We start from the raw sequence: 13,753 nt of genomic DNA on the forward strand, positions 1-13,753 counted from the left end.
GTACTGCTGGTTGGGTCGCGCTTTGTACTGCTGGTTGGGTCGCGCTCTGTACTGCTGGTCGAGTAGTCGCGAGGCGCTAGCCGAGCGGCGTATCGAGACCACCCGCCACGTCCCGCGGATCAGCCCGCAAACCGGGCATGAGGTATCTCCGCACATGCCGCAGCACCGCGTCCGGATCGTCGGGGTCGATGGTCTCCGACGGCACCGTCCCGAGACTGATCAGCACGCGCGCAACCCATTCGGAGACCTCGGCGAGGTCGTGGGCGGGGTGGATCTCGCCACGGTCGGTGGCCGCTTCGACGTACGGGCGCCAGAACGCCGACAGATCGGGTACCAGGCCGGTGACACCCGCGCCGGCACACGCCGCGAAGTCGTCGGGCTCCTCGGTCCGCAGGCGCATCAGCAAGGTGCCCGGGTCGTCGTAGGCGCCACGTCCGATCCGCACCCCGGCTGCCACTTGCCGGTCGAACCCCTCGATTCGATCGAGTTCGCCGACGGCACCGGACCAGAACGATTCGTTCAATCGCACGATCGCGGCGCCGATCAGCGTGGATTTGTCCGGAAAGTGGCGATAGAGCCACGCGCGCGAAACTCCCGCGGTCTCGGCCACCTGCTGCATCGTGGTGGCGCGAATTCCTTTGTCGGCGAGCAGCTTCTCCGTCGCGTCCAGGAGTCGGCCGCTCACCGTGCTGGTCGGACGGCTGTCGGTCGATGCCTCGCTCACAACCGAACCCTAGCAAATCGTAGACAAATCCCGGATTCTGTCCACTTCGCCAGCCCGGATGCGGTAGACAGAATATGCAATCTGTCTACTGCCTGTCGTTGTGGGCCGTTCGATGAGGAAACATGACCACGTACCTACCGCGAACCGCGATCATCGGGGCCGGCATCAGCGGCCTCACCGCTGGCAAGATGCTGGCGGACTACGGCGTGCCGTACACCTGTTTCGAATCCTCGGATCGGATCGGGGGAAATTGGGCTTTCGGCAATCCGAACGGGCACAGCAGCGCCTATCGTTCCCTGCACATCGACACCTCCAAGCATCAGCTGAGCTTCCGTGACTTCCCGATGCCCAAGGAGTACCCCGACTTCCCACACCACACCCAGATCAAGGCGTATCTGGACTCCTACGCCGAGGCCTTCGGATTGCTGGACAACATCGAGTTCCGCAACGGTGTCACCCACGCCCGCAGGCTCGATGAGGGCGGCTGGGAACTGTCCACCGAGTGCGGTGAGACCCGCTACTTCGACCTGCTGATCGTGGCGAACGGCCATCACTGGGACCCGCGCCTGCCCGACTTCCCGGGCACCTTCGACGGCCTCGAGATGCATGCCCACCACTACATCGATCCGAAGACCCCACACGACTTCACCGGCAAACGAATCCTGGTGGTGGGGCTTGGGAACAGCGCCGCCGACATCGCGGTCGAGTTGTCGTCGAAGGCGCTCGACAACACGCTCACGCTGTCCACTCGTTCGGGCGCGTGGATCGTGCCGAAATACTTCGCCGGGCAACCGGCCGACAAGTACTACCACACCTCGCCGTACATCCCGTGGTCGTGGCAGCGCAAGTTCATGCAGGTGATGCAGCCGATGACCGCTGGTCGACCTGAGGACTACGGCCTGCCGACGCCGAATCACAAGTTCTTCGAGGCACATCCGACGCAGTCGGTGGAACTGCCGCTACGCCTCGGATCCGGTGATGTGATCCCGAAACCGAACATCTCCCGACTCGACGGTTCGACCGTGCACTTCGAGGACGGCACATCCGATGACTTCGACATCATCATCTACGCAACCGGGTACAACATCACCTTTCCGTTCTTCGATCCGGACTTCATCAGTGCGCCCGACAATCGCATCGACCTCTACAAGCGGATGTTCTACCCAGGCATCGACGATCTCGTCTTCGCCGGGTTCGCGCAGGCGACGCCGACCCTGTTCCCGTTCGTGGAATGCCAATCGCGGCTCATCGGTGCCTACGCGGTCGGCCGTTATCGGCTACCGGGTGTCGACGACATGCGACGGGTCATTGCCGAGGACATGCAGTTCTTCACCGGACACATGCTGGACCGCCCGCGACACACTCAACAACTCGACCACTATCTCTACGAACACGACATTCGCACCAAGGAGATTCCGTCCGGGATGAAACGTGCAGCAGCGCAGGGGAGCCCGCCATGGTCGCGGGTAGGCGAGCGCGCGCAGCAGCGGACCGCGGTGGCGGCGGGAGCGCAGGAATGACAATCAACCGACAGACCGTGACCTTCGATTCGCACGGCACCGCGTGTGACGCCTGGTTCTTCGGCGGCGCAACGGATTCGGCCTTCGATGCGCCCTCCGGACGTCCCGTCGTGGTGATGGCGCATGGCTTTGCCGGCACCAAGGATTCCGGCCTCGAACCGTACGCGCGTCGGCTCGCCGACGCGGGTCTGGCGGTGTTCGCCTTCGACTATCGCGGCTTCGGCCTATCCGACGGAGCACCGCGCCAGCGGATCTCGATGACCGGTCAGGCCGATGACTACCGTGCGGCCATCGTCGCCGCGAAGCGTCAACCGGGAGTCGATCCCACGCGGGTGATTCTCTGGGGGATATCGCAATCGGGCGGTCATGCGCTCATCGTCGGCGGCGGCCGCACCGACATCGCGGCGGTGATCAGCATGGTGCCGCTCGTCAACGGGCTCGCTGCCGGAATCCACCACTACCCGCAGGTTGGCGCCGCCGCCATGCTGCGTTCCACCGCGGTCGGCATCGGCAGTACGTTGGCCGTCAAGACCGGCCGTGCGCCGACGATGATGCCGGTCGTCGGCCGGCCGGGGGAGAAGGCCGCACTGACCTCGCCCGGCTTCTACGACAGCTACCTCGCCATCGCGGGGCCGTCATGGCGCAACGAGGTCGACGCCTCGGTTGGCTTGGAACTGGGCAGCTTCCGCGCCGACAAGGCCGCCGAGAACGTCACGGCGCCAGTGCTCATGCAGATCGCGGACTTCGACCAGGGTGCGCCACCACATGCTGCGGCCAAGGCCGGGTTCAAGGCGCGCGCCGAGGTTCGGCATTACCCCTGCGACCATTTCGACGTCTTCGAAGGCAATGACTGGTTCGAACCCGCGGTCGCCCATCAGATAGCTTTCCTGACCCGCCACCTCGCCGGCGATCGGGCCGATGCCGCTGAGGGGGTGCCACGATGACACCCACCGCGGTCGTCGTCGGCGGCGCATCGGGCATCGGGCTGGCCACGGCGAGGGTGCTTGCTGCCGAGGGGTTCTCGGTGGTGGTCGCCGATGTGAACAGCGACGCCGCCCTCGCCGCGGCAGAGGAGATCGGCGGCCGTGCGGTCACCCTGGATGTCACCGACGAGTCGTCGGTTGCCGCAGGATTCGCGTCAGTCGACGAACTCGAGGCGGTGGTCAGCTGCGCCGGTCTCACCGTTCCCGGAGCGCTCACCGAACTGGGACTCGACCAGTGGCAGACCAGCATCGACGTATGTCTCACCGGGTCGTTCCTGGTGCTCAAGCACGCCGGGCAGCGGATGGTCGACGGCGGCAGCATCACGGTGATCTCCTCGCTCAACGGTCGCCAACCCGGGGCCGGGATGGGCGCCTACTGTGCGGCGAAGGCCGGGGTCACCATGTTGGTCGAGGTCGCGGCCCTCGAACTGGCGCCGCGCAAGATCAGGGTCAACGCCATCTCTCCTGGCCTCGTCGACACGCCCCTCACCGAAGGTCTCGCGCTGGTGCCGGGCCTCGTCGACGAGTACCTCGAGAACACCCCGCTCGGTCGCAGCGGCCGTCCCGAAGAGGTGGCCGACATGGCCGCGTACCTCGCCTCCGAGAAGGCTGCGTGGATCACCGGCTCCGCCTTCGACCTCAACGGCGGCGCCCACTTGCAACGCTACCCGGACGTCCTCGGCAAGATCCGCGCCCTATCGTCCTGACTGCCTTGGGTGTTCGTCCCCCGGGTATCGGCAGGTTCTCCGTGCGTTTGAGGGGGAGATGGCGATTCCCGGGGGACGAACCATGGGGAGTGGGCCTGTGGATGGATGAATCGCGTTGTGCTCGGAAGCGGGCATGATCACGGGCCATGGACAAGAACAACATCGGTCCCCGCGATCTCGTCTTCCGCGCAGACGCGATCCGTGCCGGCCGGACCGACAGCGAGCTGAACCGAGAGGTGCATGCCGGAAGTTCGCAGCGGGTCTGGCACGGAGCATATCTACCCGTTGCCGGAGACGAATCGACGCTGTCATACGCGGCCAAGTTGGAAAGATACCGCGCCACGGTGATCGCGGCGTCGCTCAACGGTGGCCCCAATCGCACGGCCAGCCACGTCTCGGCGGCAGCCATGCATCGCATCCCGATGTTGAACCCGGACTTCTCGATGGTCCACTTCACCTCCACCACAACGGGAAAGCACATCAAACGCGGCATCATCCATCAAGCGGCGTTACGCGAGTCCGACATCGTCGTCGTCGACGACACCCAGGTGACATCACTGGCTCGATCGGTGTGCGACGTTGCGCGGATGGGCACCCTCGTGCAGGCAGTCTGCGTCCTCGACTCGGGGCTCCACCTCGGTGTGACGCCAGCCGAACTCGACAACCAGCTCAAGCTTCTGTCCCGCCGACGCGGCATTGCGATGCTGCGCTCGGCGCTGGCGTTGGCCAACGGCCTGTCGGAGAGTGTTGGTGAAACCGTGAGTCGTGTCGGGTTGGCCGACTGTCCCGTGATCCCCGTTCCTGAGTTGCAAGTTGAGATCGAGGTCGAGCTCGGGGGGCGCCGACAGACGGTACGCGGCGACTTCGGCTGGCGTGATCGCAGCGGGCGGCTCCGAGTGGTCGGCGAGTTCGACGGGCGTTTCAAGTATCACCGTACGAAGCCGTTCGCTGACGACCGCTTGCCCGAGGATGTCATCTACGACGAGAAGCTGCGTGAGGACGCGATTCGAGCCACGGGGCCACAGGTCGTTCGTTGGACATGGTCCGACGCGCGACGGCCAAAGGTGCTCCATCCCAGGGTGATCGCTGCGCTTCGTGCGGCCGGCATTGTCCAGTGACGGTTCTTCCCCCGGGTATCGCCAGACCCCCTCTGAACTCGTGGAGAGTCTGGTGATACCCGGGGGAGGAACCTGCAGGGCGGAGCTAGGGGTGGGGGAGGGGTTCGCCGGGGGTGCCGGCGTCGCGACGCAGCACGCGCAGCGAGCCCTCGGCGCGGACCTCGGTGAATTGACCGGTGGCCAGCGCCTGCTGGTAGATCTCGAACGGCGGGCGGCCACCGTCCGCGGGATTCGGGAACACGTCGTGGATGAGTAAGGCGCCACCGATGCGGACCCACGGGGCCCAGCCGTCGAGGTCGTTCTGCGCGGCAGCCATGCTGTGGCCGCCGTCGATGAACACGAAGTCGGCGGGTTTACCCCACACCTTCGCTGCCGTCGCCGATCCGGCGAGCATGCCGATGACCGTGCCCTCGAGCCCGGCGTCGTACATGGTGCGTCGGAATCGTGCCGAGGTGTCCAGGGTGCCGGTGTGCGGGTCCACCAGCGAGGTGTCGTGGTATTCCCAGCCAGGCTGGTGTTCCTCGGAACCGCGATGGTGGTCGACGGTCACGATCGTTGCCCCCGCCGACTCGGCCGCCGCACCCAGGAATACCGTCGACTTGCCGCAGTAGGTTCCGATCTCCACCCCGATCCGGGTCGAATTCGGCTGTGACAGATACTCTCCGGCAATCTCGAACAGGGTCTGCGCCTCGTCGAGCGGCATGAAACCGGGGGCCTGCTCGGCCACCTCGAGACGTTCGGGAGAAGGTGCTGCGGACATCCGCGTCGACGATCCGGTCATGAGGCAGATCCTATCCGGTCGACCCCCGGCGCACAGTAGGGTGAGCCCTATGAAAGCACAGGTGCTGACCGCAGAGAACGGTCCCGAAGGACTCGAACTGACCGACGTCGACGACCCCAAACCCGCCGACGGGCAGGTCCTGGTCGATATCAAGTCGTGCGGTGTGTGCTTCCCCGACCTACTGATGAGTCAGGGCAAGTATCAGCTGCGGGTGCCCACGCCGTTCACGCCCGGCACCGAGGTGGCTGGCGTGGTCCGCGAGGCCCCCGAGGGGTCTTCGGTGAAGGCCGGCGACAAGGTGCTCGTCGCCTCGATCGTGGGCGGGTTCGCCGAGCAGGTCGCCGCGTCGCCCGGGCAACTGTTGCCGATGCCCGAGGGCATCACCTTCGATCAGGGTGCCGCGATGGGCATCAACTACCAGACCGCGCTGTTCGCCCTCAAGGTGCGCGCCCAAACCGCGCCGGGCGAGATCGTCGGGGTGCTGGGCGCCGCGGGTGGTGTCGGCACGGCCTCGATCATGGTGGCGAAAGCGATGGGCGCCAAGGTCATCGCGATCGTGCACCGCAAGGGAGCCGACGAACTGCTGCGCAGCGCCGGGGCCGACGAGATCGTGCAGCTCGAGGACGGTTGGGGAACCAAGCTGAAGGAGATCGCACCCGAGGGTGTCGACGTGATGCTCGACCCCTCCGGCGGTGAGGTGTTCGACGAGGCGCTGCGCCAGGTCGCGCCGGACGGCCGCTATGTGGTGATCGGTTTCGCGGCCGGCGGTATCCCGACGGTCAAGCTCAACCGGGTGCTGTTCCGCAACATCTCGGTGGTCGGCGCGGCCTGGGGCGAATATGTGCGCACCCACCCCGATCTGCCGGCGCTGCTGCACGACGAGCTCACCGAAATGATCGATGCCGGGATGAGTCCGCAGGTCAACGTGACCTACTCGCTCGACGAACTGCCCAAGGCATTGACCGATCTGGCGCAGGGGCGGATCCTGGGGAAGGCGGTCGTCAAGGTCGCCGACTGACCCGCCAACAGGGGGAGCCCTCCATGTGCCGCAACATCACCGAACTGCGTGGTCTGGAGCCCGCGGCGACCGACGAAGAGATCGAAGCCGCCGCCCGGCAGTACATCCGCAAGGTGAGCGGCATCCGGCACCCGTCGGCGAACAACGCCGAGGCATTCGAGGAGGCTGTGCGCAAGGTCACCGAGACCACGCACGAACTCCTCGACGCGCTCCCCGAGCGGCGACAACCGCCCAAGACGGTGCCGCCGTTGCGACGGCCGGAGGTCCGGGCTCGGATGGCGGGGCGCTCCTCGGCGTAGGCCGACTTTCGCGCGCGATGAGTCGGGCATGAGTGGTCGCGTGACCGTGCTCGCTACTGTGCAGAGGTGACACCCCTCTCCCGGCCCCTACGCGTCACGGTGGTGCTGATCGTCGCCGCAGTGCTCGCGACGACGGGCCTGATCGGAATGCCGCGGGCAGCTGCCGCTCCCACCGACAACTGCGCGCCGCCCGGCGTCGAGTCGGCGTCGGCGGCTCCGCTCAACCTTGCGGCCGCCGAGCAGGGCGGCGAAGACCGCTTCACCACAGCCACCACCACGCCGATCGACCAGATCGACGTGAGTCAGCTCGAGCTACTCACGCCCGGCACGCTGTCAGTGGGCACCCTGTCCGACGCCGGTCCGAGCATCTGTGTCAACGGCCAGGGCGTGTTCACCGGCTTCGACAACGAGCTCCTCAAAGCGGTGGCCGCCAAGCTCGGCCTGCAGATCCAGTTCGCCGGGACCGAGTTCGCCGGGCTGCTGTCGCAGGTTGCCACCAACCGCTTCGATGTCGGCTCGTCGTCGATCACCACGACCGATGAGCGTCGCCGAACCGTCGATTTCACCAACGGCTACGACTTCGGCTACTTCTCGCTCGTCGCGCCGGACGGCGGTGCGGTCCAAGGCTTCGGCGACCTGAACGATTCCGTGCGGATCGGCGTCGTGCAGGGCACCGTGCAGGACGACTACGTCGTCAACACGCTCGGGCTCGACCCGGTCAAGTTCCCCGACTACGCCACCGCCTACGCGAACCTGAAGGCCGGGCAGATCGATGCCTGGGTGGCGCCGTCGCAGCAGGCCGAGGGGTCGGTGCAGCCCGGCGACAACGCGTCGATCGTGGAGAACACATTCAGCGTCAACAACTTCATCGCCTGGGCGATCGGCAAGAACAAACCCAATCTGACCGAGGCCCTCAACTCCGGTCTGGACGCGGTGATCGCCGACGGCACCTATGCGGACCTGTACGCCGACTGGGTTCCGCGCGAGCTACCCGACGGCTGGAAACCGGGCAGTAAGGCTGCGCCGGAACCCGAACTGCCTGACTTCGCCGCGATCGCCCGCGAGAACGCCGACGACACCGCTGCCGGCGACACCGCACCGAAGAGCACCCTGGAACAACTCGGCGCGACATTCTTCGACTGGGGGCTGTACAAGGAGTCGTTCCCCGACCTGATCAAGACCGGCCTGGTCAACACGCTGATCCTGTCGCTGGTTTCCGGGGTGCTGGGCACCATCCTCGGCATGCTGCTGGCGGTCGCGGGCATCTCCCGGTCCCGCTGGCTGCGCTGGCCGGCCCGGATTTACACCGACATCTTCCGCGGCCTGCCCGCGGTGGTGGTGATCCTCATCGTCGGGCTCGGAGTGGGCCCGGTGGTGCGTGGCATCACCGGCAACAATCCGTACTGGCTCGGCGCGGTCGCGCTCGCCTTGCTCTCTGCGGCCTACATCGGCGAGATCTTCCGCTCCGGCATCCAGAGCGTCGACGACGGGCAGATGGAGGCGTCACGCGCCATCGGCTTCAGTTACCGGCAGTCGATGCGGCTCGTCGTGGTGCCCCAGGGTGTGCGCCGCGTCCTTCCGGCCTTGATGAACCAATTCATCGCCCTGATCAAGGACAGTTCGCTGGTCTATTTCCTCGGGTTGCTGGCCAGTCAACGCGAACTGTTCGCGGTGGGACGTGACCTCAACGCCCAGACCGGCAATCTGTCGCCGCTGGTGGCTGCGGGCATCGTGTACCTGGTGCTCACCATTCCGCTGACCCATTTGGTCAACTACATCGACGCCCGCCTACGGACGGGCCGATCCGTCGAGGTAGATGAGGATCCGGTACCCCCGACTGCCGTCGAGAGAGGCTGAGCAGTGTCTGAGACCACCACCCGCGATGCGGTGTCGCTGACCGGTACCGATCTGCATCTGTCGTTCGGCAAGAACCATGTGCTGCGCGGTGTCGACATCGCCGTCGACGCCGGCACCACCACCACTGTCATCGGTCCGTCCGGGTCAGGGAAGTCGACGTTGCTGCGGGTGCTCAACCGGCTGCACGAACCCGACAAGGGTGACATCGCGCTCGACGGCCGTTCGGTGCTGCGCGACAATCCCGATGAACTGCGCCGTCGCATCGGCATGGTGTTCCAGCACTTCAATCTGTTCCCGCACAAGACGGTGGCGCAGAACATCGCGTTGGGTCCGCGCAAGCTGCGTGGGTTGAGCAAAGACGAGGCGCACGAGGTTGCGTTGCGGCAACTCGACGTCGTCGGTCTGCGCGCGAAAGCCGATGTGCGGCCGGGCAAGCTGTCGGGCGGCCAGCAGCAGCGGGTGGCGATCGCCCGTGCGCTGGCGATGTCACCGCAGGTGATGTTCTTCGACGAGGCCACCTCCGCGCTGGACCCCGAACTCGTCAAAGGGGTCCTTGCGCTGATGGCGGACCTCTCGGCGGAGGGGATGACGATGGTGGTGGTCACCCACGAGATGGGCTACGCGCGCAACGTCTCCGATCACGTGTTGTTCATGGACCACGGCGCGGTGGTGGAAACCGGGCCGCCCGAGCAGCTGTTCACCGACGCGTCGTCGGAGCGGCTGCGCAACTTCCTGTCTCAGGTGCTCTGAGCGCACGCCTCACGGAGTGCCGATCCCGAACAGCTGCGCGGCGTTCTCGTAGAACACGCCGCGAACCCAGTCGTCGCCGAGATCGAGACGCACGACCGCTTCGAGCGCATGCGTGTAGGGGTAGGGGATGTTGGGGTAGTCGCTGCCGAACATGATGCGATCGCCGACGTCGAGCAGACGGGGCAATGCGTCGACCGGAAACGGTGCACTTTCCTCGGCAAAGTCTGTGAACGACATCGTGGTGTCGAAGCGGACGTTCGGGTAGCGCTCGGCGAGGTCGAGGAACTCGACGTACTCGGGGGTGCCCATGTGCGCGATGATCAGCGGTAGCGACGGAAATCGGCGCAGCAGCGCGGCGATCGGTTCGGGCCCGGTGTGAGTGCCCGGCGCCGGCCCGGACCCGCAGTGGATGATCACCGGCACCTGGCTGTCGGCGATCTGCGACCACACCCCGTCGAGCAGCGAGTCCATCGGCGAGAAGTCGCCGACCTGGATGTGGCATTTGAACACCTGCGTGCCGCGCTGGATCGCGTGCGAGACGTAGGAGGGTGCGGACTCTTCCGGGTAGAAGGTGGCCGTGTGCAGGCAGTCCGGGTGATGCGCCGCGAAGTCCGATGCCCAGCTGTTGAGCCACTCGGCCATGTCCGGCTTGTGCGGATACACCAGCGACGAGTAACCGCGCACTCCGAAACCCTGCAGGCCCGCGACCCGGATGTCCTCGTCGGCCCGGTAGGTGATGGGCCACTCCCGTCCGATCAGTGGTCCGGCCGAATCGAAGTACGCCCAGACCTTGTCCATCACCGGCTTGGGCATGAAGTGGGTGTGGATGTCGATCAGCCCGGGCAGATGCAGGGACTTCCACATCTGCCGCACCGCGTCGGCTTCCTCCGCTCCGAACGGAGCTGATCCGGAGTTCTCGTACACGTCGTTGTCCACTCGATCGACGTTACCGTCGGCCCGTCTCTGCGACTACGTCAACGAAGAACACGTCCTCGTGGATGGAACGGGGTCATCGGGTCAGCCGACGGCCGATCGGCTGGGCACCAGATCCGGCCGCGCGTCGGCGAGGATCTCGTCGCGATCAGCGGCGAGGGCGAATCCACTGTCGATCATCTGCTCGGTCGCCGAGCGGTACCGGGCCAGATAGTCATCGGCGTCGCGATACCGTCGCGCCAGCAGGCCGGGATCGGCCGGAGTCGTGGAACCGAAGAGCATGCAGATGCGGGCGACGTCACCGGTGACGATGCCGCGCAGTACCTGGGTCGCCGCGTCGACGCTGGGTGAACGCACCCCGCCGACAACGTTGCCGATTTCGTCGAGAACGAATCGTGGTCTCGTGTCGAGGCTCTCGACGGCCAGCGGTGCCGCGATCGGCGGCGGGGGGCCACCGGCGGCCCAGGCGTTGAGGTGGTGCAGGGCTGCGCGCAGGACGAAACGCTGTTGGCCTCGGTTGACCGGTGTCGGGCAGCCCAGCATGGATTCGTACGGACCGATCTGGTGCAGGTCGGCGTGCGAGGTCCCGGCCAGCTCCCAGATCCGGATGCGGTCGGTGTCGGGCTGACGTGACCGCACCGACATGAAGTTGGTCAACACGTCGGTCTCGGTCTGCACCATGAACACCGGGATGGGCACCGATTTGGCGATCCTGGTGGGTGCGCCGCGGAAGACCTGGTCGATGTCGACGCCGCATCCGGGCTCGCCGAACGGCATCTCGGCTGCGGCGCGGCTGTGGATGAGGATGCCGTCGAGGACCGCATGGCGCTCGGCGAACCGGTTGGCGTAGGTGGTCAGCGCCATCGCCGACTGCGACTCGCCTGCGGCGAGCACGCGTCGCACCGACAACCCGCTCAGCGGGTGACCGTCGTCGGAGGGTGCGCGCAGTGCGGCGCAGACGGCACCGAAGATGTCGAAACAATAGGCATCGCCGGGGTGACGCAGTGCGCCATAGCGTTCCGGGTCCTTGGCGGCAAGACTGCGGGGACCGCCATCGATCGCCATTCCCACCGAACCGTGTCCGCCGGCGATTCCGGTGTATTGGGCCGACACGCCCAGCCAGGCGTAGCCGTTCCGGAGGAGTTCCTCGGCGAGATAGGTGTATTCGGGTGCGGCATCGGAGCCGCTGCTGACATTGAGCCACTCCACCACGACGGTGCCGTTGAAACCGGTGTCCGCGACGGGTCGTCGGAGCAGGGCGCGCGTGGTGAACGCGGCGGAATCGAGCAACGTCACGCCGTCGGCGCCCGACGGCGCGTATCCGCGCGCCACACCGCGGACCGCGTACTCACCCTCACGGTAACCGTGCTCGACGAGGTCGGGTCCCGGGGTGGCGCTCACGATCGAACAGCCGTTGCCGCCGGACAGTTCGGTGAACTCGATCGGTTCGATGACGTCGCGTGCTGGTGGGGTCCCTGCGGACACGTGGGCTTCCCTTCTGCCGACGGTCACATGAAAGCGTTTGTGCTTCACGCTGATTGTCGAGTTTACTGATCTGCGACCGGTTTGTGGGTGAGGAGTTCTCGATGGCGGGCATCTTGATCGCGGGCACCACCAGCGACGCCGGTAAGAGCGTGGTGACCACCGGTTTGTGCCGGGCGTTGGCGCGCCGTGGCATGCGGGTCGCGCCGTACAAGGCGCAGAACATGTCGAACAACTCGATGGTGTGCGTCGGTCCAGACGGTGACGGTGTGGAGATCGGGCGGGCCCAGTGGGTGCAGGCCATGGCGGCGCAGGCCACCCCGGAGGCGGCGATGAATCCGGTCCTGCTGAAACCGGGGAGCGATCGCCGCAGCCACGTCATGTTGATGGGACGGCCGTGGGGTGCGATCGACTCCTCGGACTGGCTGGAGGGACGGCGCGAGCTCGGGCGGGCGGCACACGCCGCCTTCGACGATCTCGCGACTCGATTCGACGTGGTGGTCGCCGAGGGCGCGGGCAGCCCCGCCGAGATCAACCTGCGGGCGGGCGACTACGTCAACATGGGATTGGCCCGGCATGCCGATCTGCCGACGGTCGTCGTCGGTGATATCGATCGCGGTGGGGTGTTCGCGGCGTTCCTCGGTACGGTGGCCCTGCTGTCGCCGGAGGATCAGGCATTGGTTGCGGGGTTCGTCGTGAACAAGTTCCGCGGTGACCTCGATCTGCTCGCTGGGGGCGTGCGCGATCTCGAACGGGTCACCGGCCGCCGGGTGTTCGGCACGCTGCCCTGGCACCCGGACATCTGGTTGGACTCCGAGGATGCCCTCGACCTGCAAGGACGACGGACGACGACCGGGCGGCGCGCACGGGTGGTGGTGATCCGGCTGCCCCGCATCAGCAACTTCACCGACGTCGACGCGCTCGGTATCGAACCCGACCTCGACGTCGTGTTCGCCTCGGATCCCCGATCGCTGGCCGACGCCGACCTGGTGGTGTTGCCGGGTACGCGATCGACCATCGCCGACCTGGCCTGGCTGCGCGAGCGCGGCCTCGACCGATCGATCATCGACCATGCACAGGCGGGCAGACCGGTGCTGGGTATCTGCGGTGGCTTTCAGATGCTCGGCCGCACGGTCTGCGACCCCGAGGGCATCGAAGGTGCGCCGGCCGAGGTCGACGGTCTGGGACTGCTCGACGTCGAGACCACCTTCGGGTCGTCGAAGGTACTGCGGCTGTCGGAGGGGCGGTGGCGCGACGTGCCGGCCTCGGGCTACGAAATCCATCACGGGCGGATCACCCGAGGTGAAGGCGCCGAAGAGTTCCTCGCCGGCGCACGTGCGGGCCGCGTCTTCGGCACCATGTGGCACGGTTCGCTCGAGGGCGACGAGTTGCGGCACGAGTTTCTTCGGCAGGCTCTGTCGCTCAATGCTTCTGACGTCTCTTTCGGGGCCGCGCGAGAACGGCGACTTGACGTGCTCGGCGATCTCGTGGAGACGTGTCTCGACGTCGACGCGCTGGTGGATCTGGCGCGGGACGGGGCGCCGCGCGGCCTGCCCTTCGTGGCGCCGGGCGCACCGTAGC

The 13,753-nt window shown here is 66.5% G+C and carries 13 protein-coding genes; 9 read left to right on the top strand and 4 right to left on the bottom strand.

The window, feature by feature from the left end; translation table 11 throughout:
• Positions 1 to 76: 76 nt before the first annotated feature.
• Positions 77 to 724: a TetR/AcrR family transcriptional regulator gene (locus L1892_RS10360; RefSeq protein WP_235723508.1), complete on the bottom strand. Its 648-nt coding sequence runs from the start codon at positions 722 to 724 to the stop codon at positions 77 to 79.
• Positions 725 to 846: 122 nt separating this feature from the next.
• Between L1892_RS10360 and L1892_RS10365 the strand changes: the two genes are divergently transcribed.
• The 4 genes from L1892_RS10365 (at position 847) to L1892_RS10380 (ending at position 5,052) form a co-directional block, all read left to right on the top strand.
• The gene (locus L1892_RS10365) at positions 847 to 2,244 is read left to right on the top strand and encodes a flavin-containing monooxygenase (protein ID WP_235723509.1); all 1,398 of its coding nucleotides are present in this window, start codon (positions 847 to 849) and stop codon (positions 2,242 to 2,244) included.
• Positions 2,241 to 3,188 carry an alpha/beta hydrolase gene (locus L1892_RS10370; RefSeq protein WP_235723510.1) on the top strand — a complete coding sequence of 316 codons (948 nt, stop codon included), beginning with the start codon at positions 2,241 to 2,243 and terminating at the stop codon, positions 3,186 to 3,188. The genes L1892_RS10365 and L1892_RS10370 overlap by 4 nt, the downstream gene beginning before the upstream one ends.
• Positions 3,185 to 3,934: an SDR family NAD(P)-dependent oxidoreductase gene (locus tag L1892_RS10375; RefSeq protein WP_235723511.1), complete on the top strand. Its 750-nt coding sequence runs from the start codon at positions 3,185 to 3,187 to the stop codon at positions 3,932 to 3,934. The genes L1892_RS10370 and L1892_RS10375 overlap by 4 nt, the downstream gene beginning before the upstream one ends.
• 146 nt (positions 3,935 to 4,080) lie before the next feature.
• Positions 4,081 to 5,052 carry a hypothetical protein gene (locus tag L1892_RS10380; protein ID WP_235723512.1) on the top strand — a complete coding sequence of 324 codons (972 nt, stop codon included), beginning with the start codon at positions 4,081 to 4,083 and terminating at the stop codon, positions 5,050 to 5,052.
• 85 nt (positions 5,053 to 5,137) lie between these two features.
• Here the strand turns inward: L1892_RS10380 and L1892_RS10385 are convergent, their stop codons facing one another.
• Entirely contained in the window at positions 5,138 to 5,833 is a 696-nt protein-coding gene (locus L1892_RS10385; protein ID WP_235723513.1) for a class I SAM-dependent methyltransferase, read from the bottom strand.
• Between the two features lie 49 nt (positions 5,834 to 5,882).
• Between L1892_RS10385 and L1892_RS10390 the strand changes: the two genes are divergently transcribed.
• The 4 genes from L1892_RS10390 to L1892_RS10405 all read left to right on the top strand — a co-directional run bounded on the left by L1892_RS10390 (position 5,883) and on the right by L1892_RS10405 (position 9,757).
• Positions 5,883 to 6,851, top strand: a complete 969-nt coding sequence (locus L1892_RS10390; protein ID WP_235723514.1) for an NADPH:quinone oxidoreductase family protein — start codon at positions 5,883 to 5,885, stop codon at positions 6,849 to 6,851.
• Positions 6,852 to 6,874: 23 nt separating this feature from the next.
• Complete coding sequence (locus tag L1892_RS10395; protein WP_235723515.1) at positions 6,875 to 7,150, top strand: DUF2277 domain-containing protein; 276 nt, start codon at positions 6,875 to 6,877, stop codon at positions 7,148 to 7,150.
• 147 nt (positions 7,151 to 7,297) lie between these two features.
• On the top strand, positions 7,298 to 9,007 hold the full coding sequence (locus tag L1892_RS10400) for an ABC transporter substrate-binding protein/permease (RefSeq protein WP_235723595.1): 1,710 nt from the start codon (positions 7,298 to 7,300) through the stop codon (positions 9,005 to 9,007).
• A gap of 3 nt (positions 9,008 to 9,010) precedes the next feature.
• A complete protein-coding gene (locus L1892_RS10405) occupies positions 9,011 to 9,757 on the top strand; it encodes an amino acid ABC transporter ATP-binding protein (RefSeq protein WP_235723516.1) in 747 nt (248 codons plus the stop codon).
• A gap of 9 nt (positions 9,758 to 9,766) precedes the next feature.
• Here L1892_RS10405 and L1892_RS10410 read toward each other — a convergent pair whose 3' ends face one another.
• Both L1892_RS10410 and L1892_RS10415 read right to left on the bottom strand, forming a co-directional pair.
• Positions 9,767 to 10,621, bottom strand: coding sequence for an amidohydrolase family protein (locus L1892_RS10410; RefSeq protein WP_235723596.1), 855 nt, complete (start codon positions 10,619 to 10,621; stop codon positions 9,767 to 9,769).
• 153 nt (positions 10,622 to 10,774) lie between these two features.
• A complete protein-coding gene (locus L1892_RS10415) occupies positions 10,775 to 12,175 on the bottom strand; it encodes an alpha/beta hydrolase domain-containing protein (protein WP_235723517.1) in 1,401 nt (466 codons plus the stop codon).
• 101 nt (positions 12,176 to 12,276) lie between these two features.
• Here L1892_RS10415 and L1892_RS10420 point away from each other — a divergent pair, with 101 nt between their 5' ends.
• The gene (locus tag L1892_RS10420; RefSeq protein WP_235723518.1) at positions 12,277 to 13,752 is read left to right on the top strand and encodes a cobyric acid synthase; all 1,476 of its coding nucleotides are present in this window, start codon (positions 12,277 to 12,279) and stop codon (positions 13,750 to 13,752) included.
• Position 13,753: the final 1 nt, after the last annotated feature.

The sequence above is a fragment of the Gordonia tangerina genome (assembly GCF_021556435.1).
Taxonomy (GTDB): Bacteria; Actinomycetota; Actinomycetes; order Mycobacteriales; family Mycobacteriaceae; genus Gordonia; species Gordonia tangerina.

Coding starts and splice junctions, on each gene's coding strand:
- L1892_RS10370 (WP_235723510.1), top strand. CDS start 2,241: ATGACAATCAACCGACAGACCGTGACCTTCGATTCGCACGGCACCGCG.
- L1892_RS10380 (WP_235723512.1), top strand. CDS start 4,081: ATGGACAAGAACAACATCGGTCCCCGCGATCTCGTCTTCCGCGCAGAC.
- L1892_RS10385 (WP_235723513.1), bottom strand. CDS start 5,833: ATGACCGGATCGTCGACGCGGATGTCCGCAGCACCTTCTCCCGAACGT.
- L1892_RS10395 (WP_235723515.1), top strand. CDS start 6,875: ATGTGCCGCAACATCACCGAACTGCGTGGTCTGGAGCCCGCGGCGACC.
- L1892_RS10410 (WP_235723596.1), bottom strand. CDS start 10,621: ATGTGGAAGTCCCTGCATCTGCCCGGGCTGATCGACATCCACACCCAC.
- L1892_RS10390 (WP_235723514.1), top strand. CDS start 5,883: ATGAAAGCACAGGTGCTGACCGCAGAGAACGGTCCCGAAGGACTCGAA.
- L1892_RS10365 (WP_235723509.1), top strand. CDS start 847: ATGACCACGTACCTACCGCGAACCGCGATCATCGGGGCCGGCATCAGC.
- L1892_RS10375 (WP_235723511.1), top strand. CDS start 3,185: ATGACACCCACCGCGGTCGTCGTCGGCGGCGCATCGGGCATCGGGCTG.
- L1892_RS10420 (WP_235723518.1), top strand. CDS start 12,277: ATGGCGGGCATCTTGATCGCGGGCACCACCAGCGACGCCGGTAAGAGC.
- L1892_RS10400 (WP_235723595.1), top strand. CDS start 7,298: ATGCCGCGGGCAGCTGCCGCTCCCACCGACAACTGCGCGCCGCCCGGC.